Origin of the sequence: Collinsella sp. An7 (genome assembly GCF_002159335.1) — a bacterium.
Taxonomy (GTDB): Bacteria; Actinomycetota; Coriobacteriia; order Coriobacteriales; family Coriobacteriaceae; genus Coprousia.
The window spans coordinates 43,576-65,117 of record NZ_NFHP01000007.1 but is presented as its reverse complement, the minus strand read 5'-3'; the positions used below and the strand labels follow the sequence as shown (position 1 = coordinate 65,117).

The following is a 21,542-nucleotide window of genomic DNA, read 5'->3' as shown; positions in this document are numbered from 1 at the left end:
CTACCTCAGCACAAAGAACCACACCAGGGCGATCGCGATGGCAACGAGCAGCACCGCGATGATAAAGGCGCGGGTGCGCCGCCGCACGCGCTCGTGGCGCGACGAGAAGATCGTCTTGCCTGGTTTGGGCGTCTGGAGATAACGGTCGTAGTGGAGCGGCGCTCGCTTGCCTGAGGCGGGGTGCGCCGGCCCCGGCACATCGCCGTTGGCGCCGGGCTGGGCGCCGCGACCAGGTTCGGTCACAGGAAGGTACTGCGGGTCAGACGTGGCGACCCCCATATGCCGGCGCGGACGCGTTTGCTCAAGCGTGGCATAACGCTCGCGCGTGACGTAGCGGGTGGGGTCGTCGGCGATGGGCTCTTGGGTGATATGCGGCCGCGTGCGCTGGTAGGGGATAGCGTCTACGGGCTGCCCGGGCATCGGGGCGTTCGCGCTCGCCGCCGGCCGCGCGGCGGTCTGGCGCGAGTCTTCAGGCCCCGTGGGCATGCTGGGCTGGGAGGTGCTTCCGCGTGTGGGGCGCGGCGGGCGCACGGGCGCGGTGCCGGGAGTGCCCTCTACCTGGTCGCGCGGCGCGCTGCCGTCTGTGTTGACCCGGTTCTCCATGGTGGCTCGCCCTCCTGCGCGATGGCCTGCATCAGGCCTATTGTACGGTGGCCGTGCGGGGCTGGATGGGTTTTCACCAAAATGTAAGCGAGTTCCACGCGGGTTTCACGCTGAGTTAAGGCAGGGCCGCGTGCCCGCAAAGCTCTTCTGCATAAATCTAAGTCTTCTAAACTTAGATTTGATGATACTGTGACGCTCAAGAAATCTGAATCAAAGCGATTAGAACCTGCGAAGCCGGGCATAACAGAAGCGGTCAAAGAAATCCCACCGCCACAGTAGTCGGCGGAGGGTCGTCACAAAGGAGTGATCGATTATGGCAAGCATGGTTCCGTATCGTTCGGTTTTTGGTATCCGTCCGTTCAACAACTCGTTGCTCGATGCGTTTGACGACATGATGGACTTCGCTCAGGCCCCGCTCTCCAAGGCGTTCCCCATGGACGTTGAGGACACGGGCGACGGCTACGAGGTCAAGGCGTACCTCACTGGCGTGAGCAAGGACGACATCGACGTTGAGCTTAACGAGGGCCGCCTCTCCATCTCGGTGAACGTTGAGGAGAAGGAGGAGGACAAGGGTAAGAACTACCTGCAGAAGGAGTTCAGCGCCTACAGCGCGACCCGCGGCGTCTACCTCAAGGACGCAGCGAGCGAGGGCCTCTCGGCCAAGTACGCCGACGGCGTGCTGACCGTCACCGTTCCCAAGATCGTCGAGAAGAAGAACGTAACCAAGATCGCGATCGACTAACGCTCCCGGCGGGGGAGGCCGGCGGTTCCCACGCGAACGTCCTCGGCGCTGTGCGCCTGCGGAATGTTCGCTTAGGGAAGCCGTCGGCCTCCCCCTGCGCGTACGGCGTCGAGCTGAGGAAAAACAAAGATGGTGCAAGACGGAGGCCCCACCGGGGCCTCCTTTGTGTGCGGAACTGCGCGCGGAGCGCTGCGCCCATCCCGTGCGGTGTTGAGCTGCGCGCACGTTGTCGAGATGGGAAAAGCGGGTAGGTGCACGTCGGAGTGTCGCAGCCGGCGAGTTGGGCGCCCCGCGGCGGGCTGGATCGCGCGACGTCCGGTCATCACGAGTCGACTGCTGCTACCAGATGCTGATGGGTCGGTTCTGGCCGGCGGAGCGGATATGTAGCGTCGGGCCGTCCGGGCGTTCAAGCGTGGCGGAGCTGCCGAGCTCGTTGTCGAGCGTGGCGCCGAGCGCCTCGGCGAGTGCCCGCACGGCGAGGCTCGGGCGGTTGTTCTCCTGCGAGATGTGCATGGCAATGAGCTCCTCGGTCCGCTCGGTCACCAGCTCGCGCACGGCCTCGGCGGCCTGCGCGTTGGAGAGGTGGCCGCGCTCGCTCAAGATGCGATCCTGCAGGTAGCGCGGATAGGAGCCGGTGCGCAGCATCGGCACGTCGTGGTTGCTCTCGAGCGCGAGGATGCGCGCCCCCGCGAGCGCGCGCATCGCCCCGGGCGTGAGGATGCCCGTGTCGGTGGCGTAGCCGATGGCGTCACCCTCCCGTGCGCCGCCGACCGAGAAGCGAAAGCCCACCGGGTTCACCACATCGTGCGAAGTGGGGAAGGTCGTAACGCAGATGCCGGCGATATGCAGCGTGTCGCCGGGCATGAACTCCTCAAACGGCAGGCAGGCGAGGTAGTGCCGCGCGTCGGCGGTGCCGCGGCTCGCAAAGAGCTCGCCCTCAAAGCGCCGGCACCACACCGAGACCCCGCTCACGTGGTCGGAGTGCTCGTGGGTGAGGATGAGCGCGCGTACGCGGCCCTCGTCGAGGTCGAGCTCGTGCATGCGGGAGATGGTCTCGCGCCGTGAGAAGCCGTCATCGATCATGATGAGCCCCTCGGGGCCCTCTACGAGGGCGCAGTTGCCCTTGGAGCCGCTGCCGAGGATGTGCAGGTGGAGCCGCTGACTCGGGGCGCCGCCGGTGGCGGCGCCGTCCACACCGCCTGACGCGGCGAGCGGGGTATGGGGCTCGAGAGTATCGGGTATCATCTGGGCCTTCCGACGAGGGGTATGATGGTGCCGGGGTTAGGAGGGCACGTGCCAACGGTATCACAGCATTTTGGCAAGCGCGGGGGAGCCGCGACGCAGGTGGACGGCGCTGGCTCGGCTCCGGTGGTCCTCATGGTATCAGGTGGTGCGGACTCAACCGCGCTGCTCGTTATGGCCTGCACCGGTACTCTCGACATTGCCGACGGCCGCGGACCGGCGCGAATCGCCCGCGAACGTCTGCACGTGCTCCATGTTAATCATCACCTGCGTGGCGACGCCTCCGATGGCGACGAGGCGTTTGTGCGCAGCCTATGCGAGCGCTATGGCTTGCCGCTCTGCGTGGAGCATGCGAGCTTTACCGAGCTGGGCGGCCAGAACCTCGAGGCGGCGGCGCGCGAGGTGCGCTATCGTGCCGCCCGCCGCTACGTGCACGAGCTCTGCCGCGAGGCGGGCTGTCCGCGCTCGGCCGCGCGCATCCTCACGGCGCATACGGCGAGCGACCGGGCCGAGACCTTCTTTATGAACGCGATCCGCGGGGCGGGGCCGGCCGGCCTCTCGAGCATCCCGCGGCGGCGAAACATCATCGTCCGCCCGCTCATCGACGCCACACACGACGAGCTCTGCCGCTACCTTGCGGTGGCGGGCATCTCCTGGCGCGAGGACGAGAGCAACCGCGATACCTCCTACCTGCGCAACTTTGTGCGGCATGAGGTTATGCCGCTCGCGGCCGAGCGCAACGGCAACCTTGCACGGACGGTGGGCGCCACCTGCGACATATTGGGCGACGAGGACGCGTTTCTCACCCACCTGGCGGCAACGGCCCTGCGCGCCTGCACCCGGCGCGAGGAGGAGGGGCTCGTAGTGCTCGACGGTGCGCGGCTCGCGGCGGCGGAGGTTGCCATCGCGCGGCGCATGGTGCGCCTGGCCGTGCGCGCGCTCGACGCTGGCGCGCGACTCGAGATGCGCCACGTCGAGGCCGTGCTCGCCTGCGTGGCGGCGGGGGAGGGATCGCTCACCCTCCCGGACGGCATCGATGCACGCATGGAGTTTGGCACGCTCACGCTGAGGACGGCGGGCGGCCGCGAGGCGCTTGCGGCCGGATGGCTCGTGGTGCCCGGGCGCATGGCGCTTGCCAACGAGATGGTGCTCGCCGCCGAGGTGGTGCGCGTGCCGGCCGGCACGGACGCCGTGGCGCTGGCGCGCGAGGCGGCCTTGGCGCCCGGGGCGCCCGAGGCACCCGGGCAGAGCGGCTCTGCAGCCGAAGGAGGGCACAGCCCGGCGCGGCGGTCGGTGGCGCTCATCGACGCAGCGGCGCTCGGCTATGCGGAGCGCGATCTCATCCGCCTTAAAGAAGCAGGCCAGGGGCTCCCCGCCGAGGTCCGGGGCGCGCGCCTGTGGGTGGACGCGCCCGCCCCCGGCGATCTCATGTGCCCCCTCGGCATGCAGGGGCGCAGCAAGAAACTCTCCGACCTGCTGGGCGAGGAGCGCGTGCCCGTGGCGGAGCGGCCACTCGTGCCCGTGGTGCGCACGGCGCCCGGCGGCGCGATCGTGTGGGCGGCGGGCGTGCGGCTCGACGACCGCTTTAAGTGCACGGCCTCTACGCGAATCGCCGTCAAGCTCACGCTCGAGCGCGCGTGGTAGCGGTCGCCGGCGAGGTTGCTTGTGGAGTCGCCGGCGGCGTTGCCCGCGGGGCCGCCGACGGGGTTGTCCGGGGCGGCCGCATCGCCCGCGCGGCCGCCTTGCCCGGGGCGGCAGAAGACGTGTCCCGGCCCAGGCGGTGATTTCCGACTCGCTGGTTTTGCCGCCACGCGGTGCACGCGCCCGACAGGGCTGCTAAGATAAGCACACGGCCGATTGCAGCAGAAAGGAAGCCCTATGAGCGCGCTTCATCCCGACGTCGAATCCGTTCTCTTTAGCGAGGAGGACATCGCCCAGATCGTGAAGCGCCTCGGTGCCCAGATCTCGGCTGACTATGCGGGCAAGGACCTCGTCCTCATTGCGGTGCTCCGCGGCGCCGTGGTGTTTATGGGCGACCTCATGCGCGCCATCGACTGCCCGCTTGCCATCGATTTCATGGCGGTCTCGAGCTACGGCGCCAACGCCAAGAGCTCGGGCATCGTGCGTATCGTCAAGGACCTTGATATGGACATCAAGGGCCGCGACGTGCTCATCGTCGAGGACATCCTCGACTCGGGCCTCACGCTCAAGTACCTCATGCAGAACCTGTCCAACCGCGGGCCGGCGTCGCTCGAGGTCGCGACCTTCCTTTGGAAGGACGTTGAGGGCAAGCAGGCCGCCATCAACCCCAAGTACGTGGGCACCCATTGCCCGGACGCCTTTGTGGTGGGCTACGGTCTCGACTACGCCGAGCACTACCGCAACCTGCCCTACGTGGGCATTCTCAAACCGGAGGTTTACGCGTAAGTGAAGCTGAACACTGTAGCAGAGAACGAACTGCGGCCGTTTGCCCTGGCAAGCGGCCGCAGCGCCGATAACCATACCGAGGACGCCAGCCGCCCGTCGGGCGCGCCTTCGGGCGCCGACGGCGCCGCTGCGCCCACAAGCGACGCCGGCCACGATCGCGGCGAGCCCCGCGAGAACGGCGGCCGCGACGGTCGCGACGCCGGCCGTCCCGCCGGCGGCGACGAGCGCCCTGGTCGCTCCGCCGACCGTCCAGGCAGCTCGGCCGACGACTTCTTCGATCGGCTCTTCCCCGACGAGACGAACGGCGACTCGGGCGGCGATGACGGCAGCGGCCGCAAGCGCGGCGGCGGCCCCCGCCCCAACATCATCTACGGACTCGTGGCCGTGGCGCTCGTGGTCTACCTGCTCTTTACCATGTTCAACCAGGGCGGCGGCAAGCCGCAGGCCCAGACCATCCCCACGAGCGAGCTGGTGGCGGCGGTCAACGACGGCCGCGTGCACGAGCTCGCCTACACCGTGGTGGCCGGCACCGTGGACGGCACCTACTGGGAGGACAAGGAGAGCGTGGGCGATACCGACAAGCTCGAGCGCTACAGCTCGACCTACGTCGGCTCCGACTCGCTCGACGAGCTCATGGCGGCGCACCCGGAGGTCACCTACACCATCGACACGACCGACCCCAACGCGTGGTCGGACTTCTTGGTGCAGGTGGTGCCCACGATTCTACTCGTGGCGCTCATGTTCTACTTTATGCGGCAGATGATCGGCGCCAACGGTCGCGCCATGCAGTTTGGCAAGACCGACGCCAAGACCAACGAGGCCACGCGGCCCAAGGTCACCTTCAAGGACGTGGCGGGTATCGACGAGGCGGTCGAGGAGCTTGAGGAGGTCCGCGATTTTCTGGCCGAGCCCGAGCGCTACCGCAAGCTCGGCGCTAAGATCCCGCGCGGCGTGCTGCTGGTGGGCCCGCCGGGCACGGGCAAGACGCTCCTTGCCAAGGCGGTTGCCGGCGAGGCGGGCGTGCCGTTCTTCTCTATCTCGGGCTCGGACTTTGTGGAGATGTTTGTGGGTGTGGGCGCTTCCCGCGTGCGCGACCTCTTTAAGAAGGCCAAGGAGCAGGCGCCCTCGATCATCTTCATCGACGAGATCGACGCGGTGGGTCGCCAGCGCGGCGCCGGCCTGGGCGGCGGGCACGACGAGCGCGAGCAGACGCTCAACCAGCTACTCGTCGAGATGGACGGCTTTGAGGAGAGCGAGAGCGTGATCCTCATCGCGGCCACCAACCGCCCCGACATCCTCGATCCGGCCCTGCTGCGCCCCGGCCGCTTTGACCGCCAGGTGACGGTCGACCGGCCCGACGTAAAGGGCCGCGAGCAGATCCTGCGCGTGCACGGTGCCAACAAGCCGCTCACCGATGACGTGAGCTTTGAGAAGCTTGCCCAGCTCACGGTGGGCTTTACGGGCGCGGACCTCGCCAACCTCATGAACGAGGCGGCACTCTTGGCGGCGCGCCGGCAGAAGCGCCGCATCTCGATGGACGAGATCGAGGAGTCGATGGAGCGCGTGATCGCCGGACCGGCCAAGAAGGCCCGCGTGATGAGCGAGCGCGAGCGCACCACCATCGCCTACCACGAGAGCGGGCACGCGCTCGTGGGGCATATCCTCGAGCACTCCGACCCGGTGCACAAGATCTCGATCATCTCGCGCGGGCAGGCGCTCGGCTACACCATGCAGCTGCCCACGGAGGACCATTTCCTCAAGACGCGCAACGAGATGCTCGACGAGCTTGCCGTGTTCTTGGGCGGGCGCGTGGCCGAGGAGCTCATGTGCGACGACATTACGTCTGGCGCGTCCAACGACCTCGAGCGCGCGACCAAGATGGCGCGCGAGATGGTGACGCGTCTGGGCATGAGCGAGGAGCTGGGGACGCAGGTCTTTGGCGAGGCGCAGCACCAGGTCTTTTTGGGACGCGACTACGCCGACCATCAGGATTACTCAGAGGAGACGGCGCGCCGGATTGACGCGGAGGTGCAGCGCATCATGCGCGAGGCGCATCGTCGGGCTGAGGCCATCCTCTCCGCGCGGCGCGACCAGCTCGACCTCATGGCGGAGGTGCTGCTGGAGCGCGAGACCGTGGAGGGCGAGGCCGTGGAGGCCCTGCTCGACAACGAGTGGGATACGTACCTGCAGCGCGAGGCCGCGGGCTCCAAGAAGCAGTCGCGCATGACCCAGGAGGAGCTTGAGGACGACGCGGCGCGCTATGCCGAGGCTGCCATTGCTGCCGAGGCAGCGGAGCTGCGCGAACAGGCAGAAGAGGGCAGCGAGGCTGACGGGACCGGCGGCGCCGGGCCGGATGCGGCCGAGGGCGGCGACGCCAGCGCGGACGGCGCGTCGGACTGACGGCCTGTGCGCCTCTGAGATTGTGATGGGACGGCCCTGCGTTCTGCGCGGGGCCGTTTTGGTACGGGGCACCGCGTTGCGCCCCCCGTCCCGCCTCAGTCCCATTCTCCCGCGTTCCATCCCGGTCCCACGAATTGGATGGATGCAAATTGGTCCATCATGGGGCCGAATTCAGCCTCATCATGGACCAATTTGCATCCAATTCGGCAAGCCATCCGCCCCGTCGCTGCGGGGCGCGAAAGCCCTTAATCGGCATCTCTTTGGGGGCCATAGAAAACTCGACCCTTAAGTGAGAGCCTGTTTTTGAGCCTGTCGAGTACACTGTATCATACTAAAGTGCTCAACTGGCCTTTTGCTGAGGTTTTGGGGCTGATTTCGGCGGTCTACTCGCCATTTCCAAAATAAGGCTCTCACTTAGGGGTCGAGTTTTCAATCTGGTGCGGGAAACCCACGGGCTGGGCCCCCGACGGCCTCCCGCGACGGGCCGGCGTGCAGCCGCCGTATTCACGCGGTCTCTACCACGGCCTCATATCGCGTTGAGCCCTTGTGTCGAAGGTGTCGGGTTGCCGTGGAGGTGCGACGGGTTGGGTACGATGGAGACCTTGCCAGGCCCGAGCAGCGACGGAAAGGAGGGGCCATGGCGCAGCGGGAGTATAACGACCCCTCGTATAACAACGCGCAGTGGGAACCCCTCTCCGACGATGCGTGGCGAGCCCAGAATGACCCGGCTGGTGTGGGGGACGTGGCAGCACAGGCTGGTGGGCAGCATGCGGCACCGGCGTATGCCGCGCCCCGCGCGGCACGGCCGGATGCCCGACGCTCCGGTGTGCCGGCGGGGTATGTCCCTGCGGCAGGACCGCAGGATGGCGCGCCGGCGGGCGGTCGGGCAGCGCAGCCGCACGATCCCTTTGCGGGGTCTGCCGCTCCCGAACCGCCGGCGTACCGGCCGGTAACCGACCGTGCGGCATCCGATCAGACGGTCATGCGCCCTATGGCGTGGGCCGGCTCTGCCCGAAGTGCCGAGCGTGCTCGCACTCCCGCAGGCTCCACGGTGCCCAGCTATGGCGTCACCGCCGCCCGGCAGTCGCGCGGGAGCGCGTTTAGGCGCTCCGGCGCGCGGGGAGCGGCAACTTCGGCAGTCCCGTCAACCGCTTCCGCCGGCGGCGGAGACGGCACGCCGCCGCGTTCCCGGCGCGAGCGCGCCCCGCGTGCGCCAAAGCCTGCCAAGCACGGCTGCCTCAGCATGTTCCTGTGGCTTGCGCTCATCGTGTGCGCCGGGTTCATGGCGCTCCGCTGCCTGCCGGCGAGCCTCGCCAACGGGCGCGCGGTGCCCGAGCTCGTCTCCTTTGTGCCGCTGCTCTTTATCCCGCTGGTTGTGTGCCTGGTGCTCGCCTTCCTATGGCGCCGCCGGGTGCTGCTCGTGTTCACCGTTGCCGCACTCGGTCTTATGGGTTGGTGGCACGCGGGGTATTTCTTGCCCACCGCCGGGGTCTCCGCCGCGGCCCAGACGGCCGTTGCCACCGCCTCCGTCGATGACGGGGCGGCGCGCATCATGACGCTCAACACGCTCGCCGGCCGCGCCTCTGCGGCTGAGATCGTGCAGCTTGTGCGCGAGCAGCACGTGGAGGTGCTCTGCCTGCAGGAGCTCTCGGACAGCTTTGCCTCGGAGCTCTCGGCGGCGGGTATCGATGAACTGTTGCCCTACCACGTGATCTCCGACCGGGCCTCGGGCGTCAACAACGGCGGCCGCAACGGCATCTGGACGCTCGCCCCCATGAGCAACATCTCGCAGAATCTGTTGCCCATCGAGACGAGCTCCATGCCCGCCGCGACCATCCAGGTGGGCAGCGCGACCGTCCGCGTAGTGAGCGTTCACCCCAACTCGCCGGTGCGCGGCGCGCAAGACCTGTGGGAGGAGGGGCTCTCGACCATCGGGTCGCTCTCGGGCTACGACCATACCTACCTCATCATGGGCGACTTTAACTCCACGTGGGACCATGCGCGCTTCCGCGAGCTGCTGGGCTCGGCGTTTGTGGACGCCGGTGCCACGGCGGGCGAGGGCTTTCACATGACCTATCCGTCCAACACCGTGATTCCGCCGCTGGTCGAGATCGATCATATCGTCTACGCCAAGGACTCGGGCATCGTGGTGAGCGAGCTCGCCACGGCGACCATCTCGGGCACCGACCACCAGGCGCTTTTGGCAACGCTCGAGGCAGTGGGGTAGGGCGTAGGCCCCAGCAAGTAGCGGCGATCGTTCCGGTGGCGCCGGCCCTCTGGCCCGGCACCGTTGCTCGAGTATGTCGCCTTTCGGCGACTCCGGGCTCGCCACCGTCGCCCAAGCATGCGGCCGCGCGGCAGGCCACGCCCCACCGTCGCCCAGCCACGACGCAAGCCTACCCTCGCCCGCCCACAAAACGTTACGCTGCGGTTACATTGCCCCGGTCTTTGCCGCCCGGGGGTACAATCGGACGCAGGTTATACGCGCACCCCGCGGGGTACGGCCCCGGACGGCGTGCAACGTGTGTTTTCGGCTTGCAAAGGAGCACGTCATGGCAGTGGAGAAGAAGGATATCGATTGGGGCAACCTCGGGTTTGCCTATCAGCCGACCGATTACAGCTACGTCTGCAACTACAAGAACGGCGCTTGGGAGGAGGGCGGCCTCACGACCGACCACACCCTCACGCTCTCCGAGTGCGCCGGCATCTTCCATTACTGCCAGGAGGTCTTTGAGGGCCTCAAGGCCTACACCACCGAGTCGGGCGACATTGTCTGCTTCCGCCCCGACCTCAACGCCAGCCGCATGGCCGACTCCGCGCGCCGCATCGTGATGCCGCCCTTCCCTGAGGACAAGTTCATCGAGGCCGTTAAGATGGTCGTCAAGGCCAACGAGGCCTGGGTGCCGCCGTTTGGCTCGGGCGCCACGCTCTACGTGCGCCCCTTTATGGTGGCAACCGGCGAGGTCATCGGCGTTGCCCCGGCCGACGAGTACCAGTTCCGCATCCTCGTGACGCCTGTGGGCCCGTACTACTCGGGCGGCGTTAAGCCCGTGGCGGTGAAGGTTCCCGAGTTCGACCGTGCTGCACCGCACGGCACTGGCAACATCAAGGCCGGCCTCAACTACGCCATGAGCCTCTACCCGAGCGTGCAGGCGCACGCCGAGGGCTTTGCCGACAACATGTTTCTCGACCCCGAGACCCACACCTACGTTGAGGAGTCCGGCGGGGCGAACTTCCTGTTTGTCGACCACGAGGGCACGCTCGTGGTGCCCAAGTCGCACACCGACTCCATCCTGCCGTCGATCACGCGCCGCAGCCTGGTGTACGTGGCCGAGCACATGCTCGGCATGAAGGTCGTGGAGCGCCCCGTGCCGTTCTCGGAGGTCGAGATGCACGAGTTTGTCGAGTGCGGCATGTGCGGCACCGCGGCGGTTATCAGCCCGGTGGGCAAGGTCGTCAAGGGCGACGAGGAGATCGTCTTTGGCAAGGGCGGCATGGAGCACGTCGGCCCCGTGATGCAGAAGCTCCGTGAGACCCTGACCGGCATCCAGTCCGGCGAGATCGAGGGCCCGGAGGGCTGGGTCGTCAAGATTTGCTAGGTTTGGCGTTTGGACAAGCTGATTGGTTGATGAGCGGGACGTGCTGCGCAGGCGCGTCCCGCTTTTTGCGTACAACGCGCTGCGGGGTGCGGCGGGCTCGACCCCTCCCTGCCTGCTCCTCTCTTTTGGCGGACGGGGAAGGGGAAAGAGCGGTGGCGAGCGTTCGCGGGATGACGAGCGGGCGCTTGGTCGTGACGCAAACGGCAGATTGCTGCGGAGGTCGGGTACGGTGGGCCGTTGCGGCAATGGCGTGGCCCTCATTTATCGGGCTGGGCAGCTTGCTGAAAGCCCGGGGCTGACGCCGAAGGAAAAAAAGAAGGCGTCTGTGGCCAAAAACGGCCTCGAAAAAGTAAAATGCGCCTGTAAGATCGGCGGCTGACCGGTCGTTAGCGCCTTGGGGAGGCGCTGGGTCCTCGTTTAGATGGTCGATGGCATGCGGTGGGGCCCTGTAGGATGACCAAAATACTTTTTCGACGCCGTTTTTGGCCACAGAGTCAATTCGTTTTGCCCAAAGGCCTTGCGGATGCCAGGGCAGCGGGCTCTCCCGGGCTGTTTGGCGGTGGTTCTTGTTGGGCACGCCGGCGCAGCCTTGTCGCGAGTGGGATATGGCTCGGTTGGGCCGCGGGCGACGGGGACAGCGTGCTGGCGTGCCGCAGGGGTGCCGGCCGGCTCGCGGCATGCGGTGTGGGGGCGGCACCGTTCAAGTGGGACTTATGCCCCAGGCTATTGCGTTGCGATAAGAAACGGGCGGAGAGAGAGGGATTCGAACCCTCGAGACGCTCACGCGCCTAACGGTTTTCAAGACCGCCGCATTCAACCGCTCTGCCATCTCTCCGTAACGCGTAATGATAGCATCGAATGAACGAATGCGGCGAGGCGAGGAGCACCTGTGGGCGAGTCGTGGACGGATAAAGCGGCATCGGCCGGTGGAGATGGGCGAATGCCGACGGCGGGTGCTGCGGAGGAGCCCCGCGCGGCAGCGACGGTCCGTCTGCCTGTGTCGAGGTCCGCTCTGGCGGAACATGCGCCGGCTCCCGGGCAGTCCGTGCAGGGGTCGACGCTCGTCCCGGCGACAGATGGCGCGCAGGGGCCGGCGGACGCTCCAACGGGGGGCCGGCGGGAGCCGGGGTCAACGCCAGAGGACACGCCGACGGGGGACCGGCCGGAGCCGGGGCCAACGCCGGTGGACGACGAGCGCTTTATGCGCGAGGCGCTGGCCGAGGCGCGTGCTGCGGCGGCGGAGGGCGAGGTGCCCATTGGCGCCGTGGTGGTGTACGAAGGACAGATCATTGCACGGGCGCACAACCGTCGCGAGCAGGACGAGAATCCCTCGGCGCATGCCGAGTTCTCGGCCATGCTCGCCGCGGCGCGCGCACTCGGCTGCTGGCGCCTTACGGGCTGCACCGTCTACGTTACGCTCGAACCCTGCGCCATGTGCGCGGGCCTTATGGTCAACGCGCGGGTGAGCCGCTGCGTGTACGGCGCCGCCGACCCCAAGGGCGGGGCGCTCGGCACCCTGTACCAGCTCAATGACGACAGCCGGCTTAATCATGCCTTTTCGGTTACGGCGGGCGTACTGGAGGACGAGTGCGCCGAGGTGCTGCAGTCGTTTTTTGCCGAGCTGCGGGCCGCGCGCCGCTCAGAGGCTCAGCCTAAGGAGGCTTGCACTCAGTGCGCCGGCCGCGCAGAGGCGGCTGGCGGCGCGGGCGCGGAAAACTCGCAGGCAAAAGGCGAGGGCGATGCTCGGGAAGCCGCTGGCTGCGCACAGCAGGGCGGCAAGCCGCGGGTTGCGCTGACGGGGATCCGCGCGCCCCGGGTGCTCGTTGCTATCGACTCCTTCAAGGGTTCGGCTACGAGTGGGCAGGCAGAGCGGTGGGTCGCCGAGGGTATCCGCCACGCTGCGCCGGAGGCACAGGTGAGCTGCATCCCCGTTGCCGACGGCGGCGAGGGCACCGTGGAGGCGGTGCGCGCGGCTTGCGGCGGTACGCTGCAGGAGCTTGAGGTGACCGGGCCCTTTGGCCGTACGGTGCGTGCGCATTACCTGCAAGGGGAGTCCGAGCTGGCGGATGGCGATGCAACGGGTGCCTGGGCGGTTATCGAGATGGCCGAGGCGGCGGGCATCGGCTACTCGCCCTGCACCGCTCAGGCGGCGCTCGCAGCCTCTACGCGAGGCGTTGGCGAGTTGGTGCGCGACGCTGTGGCGCAGGGCACGCGCCGCATCTACCTGGGCCTGGGAGGAAGTGCTACAAGCGACGGCGGCGCGGGCTTTCTGCAAGCCCTTGGTGCGCGCGTAGCCGATGCGGCGGGCGATGACGTGGCGCCGGGGCTCTTTGGTCTGCGCGACGTGGTGCGCATCGACCTTGCGCCGGCTCTGCGAACGCTTGCCGGCGTCGAGCTCGTGGTGCTGGCCGATGTGCGCAACCCGCTGGTGGGCCCGCGCGGTGCGGTCCGCGTGTTCGGTCCGCAAAAGGGGCTCGCAGAGCTTGACGGGGAGGAGCTTGCCGAGGCCGATGGCTGGACGGCTGCCTACGCGGCGCGGCTCACGGAGGCGCGCGACGCCCTCGACGGCACCGATATGCAGGTGGGGGCGCCGGGCAAACGGCCGCGTTCCTTGGCGGGTGTGCCGGGTGCGGGTGCCGCCGGCGGGCTTGCGGCTGCCGCGCTCGCGTTGGGTGCGCGCCTCTCCTCAGGCGTCGACGCCGTGCTCGATCTTGCGGGCTTTGATGCGGCAGTGCGTACGGCGGACCTGGTCATCACCGGCGAGGGCACGCTCGACGCGCAGACGGCGGCGGGCAAGGCTCCCGTGGGTATTGCGCGCCGAGCCAAAGCGGTCAACCCCCGCGTGCCGGTCATTGCGGTCTGCGGCGGTCGGACAGACGATCTTGATGCGGTTTACCAGGCGGGCATCGACCTCGTGCTCCCCATCGTGCGCCGCCCGATGCCGCTTGAGCAGGCACTCAGCCCGGAGGAAACGCGCGCGAATCTTCGTACCGCCGGCGAGGCTGCGCTCCGCGCCTACCTTCTACGCGCCGGACGCTAACGGGAGATTCCGGGGCGAGGCTTGCCCCGTCGCTGCCGAGCGGGTAAGATAACTGCACGCGCCCTGCGCGTTCGATGGGTTCGGGTGACGATATGTTCCGAACCTGGTCAGGTCCGGGAGGAAGCAGCCATAAGGAGCCTCTGCCGGGCACCCGTTCCCATCGAGCGCACGGGGCGTTTTGCGTTCTGCGCCCGCCGCCCGGCAATGCCGCCGCCCGCGCCTCAGCTTTCTGTTACGGCGCTGCGGAATAACGAGCTGCGCCCCGCCGATGCCGTATCATTAGACAGGTCGTGCGGCCCGCGGCGCGGCCGTGCCCCATCGTTCCCAGGCGCGCCGCCAGGAGATGCCTATGCTCCAGATCGCCCGGCGCTTCTTTGGCCGGTTTCGCGTCAACCTTATCGTAGGGCCCCTCTGCAAGTTCATCGAGGTCGTCTTTGACGTGCTCACGCCGCTTGTGGTGGCGGCGATGATCGACGAGGGCGTTACCCACCGGGACCTCTCGGCAGTGTTGTACTACGGCGGCATGCTGGGCGTCTTTGCGCTCGTGGGCATTGCCTTTGCGCTCGTCTGCCAAAAGATGGCGAGCCGCGCGTCGCAGGGCATCGGCACCGATATCCGCACCGCGCTCTACCATCACATCAACGAGTTCTCGTACGCCGAGCTCGACCGTTTTGGCACGCCCTCGCTCATCACGCGCATCACCAACGACGTCAACCAGGTGCAGCTTGCCGTGGCGCTGGCCATCCGTCAGCTCATCCGCTGGCCGTTTTTGGCGGTGGGCTCCATGATCGCCGCGTTGCTGATCAACGTGCAGCTTGGGCTCATCTTCCTCATCTCGACGCCCATCATCGCCGCGGTGTTCTGGTGGGTCATGTCCCGCAGCGTCCCGTTCTTTCGCGAGGTGCAGGCCCGGCTCGACCGCATCGGCCTCCTCACGCGCGAAGGGCTCTCGGGCGTGCGCGTGATCCGCGCCTTCTCCCGCGAGGCGCACGAGCGAAAGCGCTTCCGCAAGGCAGCGGACGACCAGGCGGCCGTGGCGATCGCCGTGGGCAAGCTCTCGGCGGTGCTCAACCCCGTGACCTTTTTGGTGATGAACCTCGCGGTGTGCGCCATCCTCTGGCAGGGTGGCCAGCTCGTAAGCGTGGGCAGTCTTTCGCAGGGCGAGGTCATGGCCTTTGTAAACTACATGACCCAGACGCTGCTTTCCATTGTGTACGTGGCGAATCTCGTGGTCGTCTTTACCAAGGCGAGCGCGAGCGCCTGGCGTATCAACGAGGTGTTTGACTGTACGCCGAGCATCATCGATACGGGCAACACAAAGGTGGAACTGCCCAATGCCGCAAATGCGGTGGCGGAGGAAGCAGCGAACTTGAAGGCCGCTCTTGCGGCCGAAACCGCTGGCGGTGTGAGCGCTCTTGCAGCCGAGGACGCCGCGGACCCCGTAGGATCCGCCCCCGCCATCCGCCTCCGCGACGTCTCCTTCACGTACCCCGGTGCCTCCGCACCGGCGCTCGACGCAGTGGATCTCTCGCTCATGCCCGGCCAGACGCTCGGCGTGATCGGCGGCACGGGTTCGGGCAAGTCGACCCTCGTCAACCTCATCCCGCGTCTCTACGATGCGAGCGAGGGCGCGGTCGAGCTCTTTGGCACCGACGTGCGCAGCTGGCCGTTGGCGCAGCTCAGACACGAGGTTGCGGTGGTGCCGCAGACGGCGAGCCTCGTCTCGGGGACCATCCGCTCCAACCTCTGCTGGCGCTGGCCTGACGCCTCCGACGAGGAGCTGTGGCGCGCGCTTGAGGTCGCGCAGGCGGCCGACGTGGTCCGTGCACTCGAACAGGGCCTCGACGCACCGGTTGAGGCCGGCGGCAAGAACTTCTCGGGCGGGCAGCGCCAGCGCCTCACCATCGCCCGTGCGCTGGTGGGCGAGCCGTCGGTGCTCATCTTGGACGACTCCGCCTCGGCGCTCGACTTTAAGACCGATGCGGCGCTCCGCCGGGCACTCCGCGAGCTCTCGGCTGCACGCGCTGCGGAGGGCGGACTGCCGTTCACCACGGTCATCGTGAGCCAGCGCGTCTCGTCGGTGCGCGAGGCCAGCCTGATCTGCGTGATGCGCCGCGGGCGCGTCGTGGGGCTTGGCACGCACGCCGAGCTCGTGCGGAGCTGCACCATTTACCAGGAGATTTGTACCTCCCAGGGCGAGGAGGTGCCGGGTGCGGAGGAGCGGCTGCGCGCGCAGGGCGGCATGGGACCGGCCGCCGTCCAGCCCGGCGAGGTCGTGCCGGGCAATGCCGAGTCGGCGCCGGGCGCCACGTCCGCGCCGGAAGCCCCCGCCTCGTCCGTGCTTCCCACCGAGGAGGTGACCGACCGTGCCTAATCCCTACGCATCGACCGGATCGGTGGCAACCGTCACCTCGAGCATCGCCGGCGGCTCCTCCTCCGGCCCCAACGCACCTGGCGGTCCGGGTTCGCTCGCGGGCGGTCCCGTACTTTCTCCGGCAACGGTTGTCCGCCGGCTCGCCCGCTACGTTCGTCCGCATGCGGGACTCTTTGTGGTGTCGTTCGTCACCGCGGCGGTGTCCGTTATCCTCCAGCTCTACGTGCCCATTCAGGTCGGCCAGGCCATCGACTGCATCATCGGGACGGGCAACGTCGATTTTGCACGGCTCGGCGCGATTGCGGTGCAGCTTGCCGTTGTGGTTACGATTGCCGCGGTGACCCAGTGGGTCCAGGGCTACTGCATCAACCGGCTCTCGTTCCGTGCCATTCGCGACCTGCGCGTCGATGCGTCCGAGAAGATCGGTCGCATGCCGCTTTCGTTTATCGACGCGCACCCGCACGGCGACCTCATCAGCCGCGTGGTCAACGACGTTGAGCAGATCGGCGACGGCCTGCTCCAGGGCTTCACGAATCTCTTTACCGGCGTCGTCACCATTGTGGGCACGCTTGTCTTTATGCTCTCGGTGTCGGTTCCCATGGCCATCGTGGTAGTGCTCGTCACACCGCTCTCCATCCTTGCGGCCTGGCTCATCGCCAAGCTCTCCAACCGCAGTTTTGCCACGCAGCAGCGCATCCAGGGCAATCTCGGTGCGCACGTGGAGGAGTACGTGGGCCAGCAGAAGCTCGTGGACGCGTTTGCCTTTGGGCCGCGCGCCGAGGAGCGCTTTGAGGGGCTTAACAGCGAGCTGTACGTGGCGGGCGAGCGCGCACAGTTTTTGAGCTCGCTCTCTAACCCCGGGACGCGCTTTATCAACAACATCATCTACGCCGTGGTGGGCGTGCTCGGCTGCGTGTGCGTTATCACCGGCTGGCCCGCGCCGCTCACCGTGGGCGGGGTACAGACGTTCTTGAGCTACGCCAACCAGTACACCAAGCCGTTTAACGAGGTCACGAGCGTAATCACGCAGATTCAGATCGCGTTTGCCTCGGCCCGGCGCATATTCGCCCTGCTCGACGCAACCGAGGAGGCCCCCGACGCGCCCGATGCCGTGGAGCTTGTCGATCCCCGCGGCGATGTGGCGATCGAGCACGTGGATTTCTCGTATGTGCCCGAGCGCCCGCTGTTGCGCGACATCTGCGTGCACGCGCGGCCCGGCATGCGGTTTGCGCTGGTGGGACCGACCGGCTGCGGTAAGACCACGCTCATCAACCTGCTGCTGCGCTTTTACGACGTAAACGCGGGGCGCATCGCGCTCGACGGGGTGGACATCCGGCAGCTCACGCGGCGGAGCCTGCGCGCAGCGTTTGGCATGGTGCTGCAGGACACATGGCTTTTTGAGGGCACGGTGGCTGAGAACATCGCCTACGGGCGGCCTGATGCCACGCGCGAGGAGATTGTGGCGGCGGCCGAGCGGGCGCACGCCGACTCGTTTATCCGGGCGCTGCCCGCGGGGTATGACACGGTGATCGGTGAGGACGGCGGGACGTTCTCTCAGGGGCAGCGGCAACTGCTCTGCATCGCCCGTGTGATGCTCACCGACCCAGCGATTCTTTTGCTCGACGAGGCTACGAGCTCGATCGACACCCGCACGGAGCTGCAGGTTCAGGCGGCTTTTGACCAGCTCATGGCTGGGCGGACGAGCTTTGTGGTGGCGCACCGCCTGAGCACGATTCGCGAGGCGGATTGCATCCTCATGATGCGCGACGGCCGGATTATCGAGCGCGGCACGCACGACGAGCTCATCGCCGCGGGCGGTGCCTACGCGGAGCTGTACCGCGCGCAGTTTGCCTGATCTGCGAATCTCACCATTGCCGCCTATTGTCGTCTAAGGGCAGGCAAACGACCCGTTACGTGAACGACTGGTAGAGGCGCCGGTAAAGCTCGAGGGCCCGTGCGGTGCTGTGCGCGGGGTCGTGCTCGATGAGGCCGCGGTCTTTGATGAAGACGATGCGGTCCGCAATGGCGTCGATGTTGTCCAGGATATGCGAGCTCATGACCACGGCGGCCCCACGCCGCGCGATGCCGCGCAGAATCTGCGAGTGCAGCTGCACGTTGGTGGGGTCGAGGGCGTTCATGGGTTCGTCGAGCAGGAGGTAGCGCGCGCAGGTGAGATAGGCGATGGCGAGTGTGAGCTGCTGCTTCATGCCCTGCGAGAGCGCGCGGACGCGCTTGTGCGCAAACGCGTCCGTGCCGGTGCGCCGGGCGACGACGTCTGGGTCGAGTGGGCTTGCCCACAGCCGCGCCGCCATGCGCAGGTGGTCGCGCGCCGTAAGGTTAGGGTAGAGGAGCGTAGCGTCGCCCGGAGCGTAGAAGACGAGGCGGCGCAGGGCGCTCCCATCGCGCGGGCCTGTGCCATCGACGTCGAGCGCGCCGCGCGCCCGCGCCCCGTCGATGCCCGCAAGGGCGCGCAGCAGCGTGGTCTTGCCAAAGCCGTTGGGTGCAACGAGCCCGGTGACGGTTCCCGGCTCGAGCGTGAGCGAGACGTCCTCCAAAAGTACGGTCCTGCCGTATCCAAGGCTGAGATGGGTTGCGATGAGCATGAGGCCTCCTTACCGATGGCGTGATGAAGGGATGCGGTGCAGGGTGCGGCGCGTATCGCGGGAGAGCGCGGCGCCGGCGACGCCTGCGATAAGCGCGATGCCGAGGATGACGAGGGAGACGGAGAGCGCTTGCCGGGCGATCACGTCGCTTGCGGGGGCGAACGCCGCCGCGGAGACGAGGGACGGCGTTTGCGGGTCTCCCCAGCCGTTGCGCGCGCATGCGAGCGCCATGGCGCCGGCGAGTGTGATCGCGCAGGCGATGACTCCCGCGATAAGCGCCACGAGGCATGCCACGGCACCGCGCCCGCGCGCGGGGACGGGCGCCTGCCGCATGATGCCGCAGCGTACGCGCGCCACCGTCACAGCGCCTGTCGCGAGGGAGGGCATACCCCAGAGCGGGACGGGTGCGAGACGGGCGAGGTGGGCGAGGTACGCAACAGCGGGGAGCTCGGAGCTCAGCGTGATGACGCGTGGGTCGGGGAGGCCTGCGAGGGCGGTGTAGAGCTCGGCGCGGCGCGCGGCGTCCGCGGATGCGCCGGGATCGCTCGGCACGAGCTCGCCCGAGGCGATGAGCTCGCAGCGCCAGGTTTCGTAGGTGGCGGCTGCCTCGGCAAACGCTCGGTCTCCGTCGGCGTAGGCGGCGTTGTGCACAAGGCGTTGCTCCTCGGTGGCGAGCGCGGCGTCAAATGTGGCTGCCTGGGGGTCCTGGGTCTGCCGATGCTGCCGGATCCGCTCGCGATAATGCTCTTGGGTGAACGGGTCCATGCCGGTGCGCAGCGGCAGCGCGGCGGGCGCCGTAGCGACGATGACGAGCGCTGCTACGGCGACGGCGATCACAGGCGCGTGTGCGACGGTGAGGGCAAGGCTCGCAAGGAGGTGTCGCGTCGTACGCGCGGCTGGCCGGCTGTCATCCGCCGTGCGCGCGCTGCGGTGACGCTCGGTCCCGCGCGCATCCGGGCCGCTCTCGTCGTTGTGATGGCGGTTTGTCACGTTCTTATGGCCGGGCGCGGGCAGGCTGCCGGGGGCGGTGCCCTCGCTGCCGGATGTGGGCAAATCGCCGTGCGCGGCGCCCTCACTGCTGGGCGCGGGCAGATCACCGGGGGCGGTGCCCTCGCTGCCAGGCGCGGTGCCCCCACCGCCGGTTCGGTCCGCTCTCGCGCCGTGCCGCAAGCCGCCGGTGCTCCAGCGGAGCGCCTCGATTCCCGCACTGAGCGCGAGCGCTGCCAAGGCGGTGGCGCCAAGCACTGCCCGTCCGCGCGCTACGCTCACCCCGGGCAGGCTCATGATGGCGCTGGTAAGCGAGGGGATGCTCTCCGCCGCTCCTATGGTCTCGGGTATGCAGAGGTATGTGCTGGGGAGCCAGGGGACGATGTCGGCGAGGGGCCCCAGATGGTCGAAGTATTGCGGTGCGAGGGGGAGCGCGGCGAGCGCACCCAGAACGATTGCACCGGGCAGCACGCGGTGCGAGATCGTGGCCGCGGAAAGGGCCAGGGCGGACACGCAGAGCGCTACGAGCAGGATGCGACAGACGAGGGCACAAAGGGCGAGCCCCGCTGTCGTGAGCACGGGCTCGGTGCCAAAGTAGTACGCCACGGGGTAGGCAGCGTCGCCCATGCCGTTGCGTAGCAGCACAAACGTGGCGGTCGGCAGCATGATCGCGCCGAGCATAGCCGTGGTGAGCACGGTGGAGACGACGAGCGTCGCCGCGAGCGCGCCTGCGCGCGGAACGGGCGCCTGCGCGGCGAGGCGGCGGTGGGTCTGCCAGCGCGTCGCTACGAGCGCCACGGCAACGAGCGGTATCGTAAAGAGCGCATGCGCCGCATAGCCGATGGGCGGCTGCAGAGCGGGGTCGTCGGCCGCACCGCTGGCGAGCACGAGCGCGTCGGTGAGCGCGCTGATGAACGGGATGCGTCCCAGTCTCTGCCAGTGCGCGGTGAGAAGGGTCAGAAGGGGCATATCGGCGGTCCGCTCAAAGACGCGCGGATCGTCGAGTGTGACGAGTTGCTCCAGAAAGGCAGCCTCGAGCGCGTAGTCGCCCGCGTTGCCGCCCAAGAGGTTGCCCGCGCGCGTCTGCTGCTCAAACCATCGGAGCTGTCGCGCGAGGGCGGTGTAGAACGCGCGGTCGCCCTCGGCGGCGAGCAGGTCCTCGGCTAGGGCGGCGCTTGTGCGTGCGTCCTCGAGCGCTCGGTGGTCGGCGGCGCTGAGGGGGCGCCCTGCCTCGATCATGCGGGCAAATACCCCTTCTGTCGTCTGCGCGCCCTCAAGGGCGAGGCGGGCGCCCGCCGTCGCATCGGCGCGGTTGAACGGAGTGGGGATCAGCTGCCCCGGTGGTAGGGCGAGGGTGAGGCACAAGAGCAGCGCCTCGGCCGCGGCGAGGGCCCACAGCAGGCGGTTCTTGACGGTGGTGCGGGTGAGTTCTCGCGCGTAGCGCACGGTGAGGCCGAGCGCTCCCGGAGTAGCACGGGTGCCTTGTCGGCGATGCGCGCCATGGACTTTCAGCATGTGAATCATC

13 protein-coding genes, 1 tRNA gene and 1 other RNA gene are annotated in these 21,542 nt (G+C 67.9%); 10 read left to right on the top strand and 5 right to left on the bottom strand.

The features are described from left to right. A complete protein-coding gene (locus B5G20_RS08560; RefSeq protein ID WP_087356492.1) occupies positions 1–603 on the bottom strand; it encodes a hypothetical protein in 603 nt (200 codons plus the stop codon). 313 nt (positions 604–916) lie between these two features. Between B5G20_RS08560 and B5G20_RS08555 the strand changes: the two genes are divergently transcribed. Continuing rightward, positions 917–1,345 (top strand): Hsp20 family protein, encoded by a 429-nt coding sequence (locus tag B5G20_RS08555; protein ID WP_087356491.1) that lies wholly within the window; start codon positions 917–919, stop codon positions 1,343–1,345. A gap of 339 nt (positions 1,346–1,684) precedes the next feature. Here the strand turns inward: B5G20_RS08555 and B5G20_RS08550 are convergent, their stop codons facing one another. Continuing rightward, positions 1,685–2,590, bottom strand: a complete 906-nt coding sequence (locus B5G20_RS08550; protein ID WP_087356490.1) for an MBL fold metallo-hydrolase — start codon at positions 2,588–2,590, stop codon at positions 1,685–1,687. A gap of 48 nt (positions 2,591–2,638) precedes the next feature. Between B5G20_RS08550 and tilS the strand changes: the two genes are divergently transcribed. The 5 genes from tilS to B5G20_RS08525 all read left to right on the top strand — a co-directional run bounded on the left by tilS (position 2,639) and on the right by B5G20_RS08525 (position 11,013). Next, on the top strand, positions 2,639–4,231 hold the full coding sequence (gene tilS, locus B5G20_RS08545; RefSeq protein WP_239286944.1) for a tRNA lysidine(34) synthetase TilS: 1,593 nt from the start codon (positions 2,639–2,641) through the stop codon (positions 4,229–4,231). Between the two features lie 234 nt (positions 4,232–4,465). After that, a complete protein-coding gene (gene hpt, locus B5G20_RS08540; protein WP_087356489.1) occupies positions 4,466–5,014 on the top strand; it encodes a hypoxanthine phosphoribosyltransferase in 549 nt (182 codons plus the stop codon). Next, a complete protein-coding gene (ftsH, locus tag B5G20_RS08535; RefSeq protein WP_275531859.1) occupies positions 5,015–7,414 on the top strand; it encodes an ATP-dependent zinc metalloprotease FtsH in 2,400 nt (799 codons plus the stop codon). Between the two features lie 637 nt (positions 7,415–8,051). Then, positions 8,052–9,641, top strand: a complete 1,590-nt coding sequence (locus B5G20_RS10190) for an endonuclease/exonuclease/phosphatase family protein (RefSeq protein ID WP_143750256.1) — start codon at positions 8,052–8,054, stop codon at positions 9,639–9,641. Positions 9,642–9,966: 325 nt separating this feature from the next. Then, complete coding sequence (locus tag B5G20_RS08525; RefSeq protein WP_087356487.1) at positions 9,967–11,013, top strand: branched-chain amino acid aminotransferase; 1,047 nt, start codon at positions 9,967–9,969, stop codon at positions 11,011–11,013. Between the two features lie 748 nt (positions 11,014–11,761). Here B5G20_RS08525 and B5G20_RS08520 read toward each other — a convergent pair. Further along, positions 11,762–11,848, bottom strand: a tRNA-Ser gene (locus tag B5G20_RS08520). 348 nt (positions 11,849–12,196) lie between these two features. Here B5G20_RS08520 and B5G20_RS08515 point away from each other — a divergent pair. The 4 genes from B5G20_RS08515 to B5G20_RS08500 all read left to right on the top strand — a co-directional run bounded on the left by B5G20_RS08515 (position 12,197) and on the right by B5G20_RS08500 (position 18,282). Further along, complete coding sequence (locus tag B5G20_RS08515; protein ID WP_239286943.1) at positions 12,197–14,053, top strand: glycerate kinase; 1,857 nt, start codon at positions 12,197–12,199, stop codon at positions 14,051–14,053. Positions 14,054–14,125: 72 nt separating this feature from the next. Beyond that, positions 14,126–14,219: signal recognition particle sRNA small type (gene ffs, locus B5G20_RS08510), an RNA gene on the top strand. A 183-nt stretch (positions 14,220–14,402) separates the two neighbouring features. Beyond that, positions 14,403–16,427 carry an ABC transporter ATP-binding protein gene (locus B5G20_RS08505; RefSeq protein ID WP_087356486.1) on the top strand — a complete coding sequence of 675 codons (2,025 nt, stop codon included), beginning with the start codon at positions 14,403–14,405 and terminating at the stop codon, positions 16,425–16,427. Then, positions 16,420–18,282 (top strand): ABC transporter ATP-binding protein, encoded by a 1,863-nt coding sequence (locus tag B5G20_RS08500; RefSeq protein WP_087356485.1) that lies wholly within the window; start codon positions 16,420–16,422, stop codon positions 18,280–18,282. The genes B5G20_RS08505 and B5G20_RS08500 overlap by 8 nt, the downstream gene beginning before the upstream one ends. A gap of 55 nt (positions 18,283–18,337) precedes the next feature. Here B5G20_RS08500 and B5G20_RS08495 read toward each other — a convergent pair whose 3' ends face one another. Together B5G20_RS08495 and B5G20_RS08490 are read right to left on the bottom strand one after the other, a co-directional pair. Continuing rightward, positions 18,338–19,030, bottom strand: a complete 693-nt coding sequence (locus B5G20_RS08495; RefSeq protein ID WP_087356484.1) for an ATP-binding cassette domain-containing protein — start codon at positions 19,028–19,030, stop codon at positions 18,338–18,340. A 9-nt stretch (positions 19,031–19,039) separates the two neighbouring features. Then, positions 19,040–21,532 carry a hypothetical protein gene (locus B5G20_RS08490; RefSeq protein WP_143750255.1) on the bottom strand — a complete coding sequence of 831 codons (2,493 nt, stop codon included), beginning with the start codon at positions 21,530–21,532 and terminating at the stop codon, positions 19,040–19,042. Between the last annotated feature and the right edge of the window lie 10 nt (positions 21,533–21,542).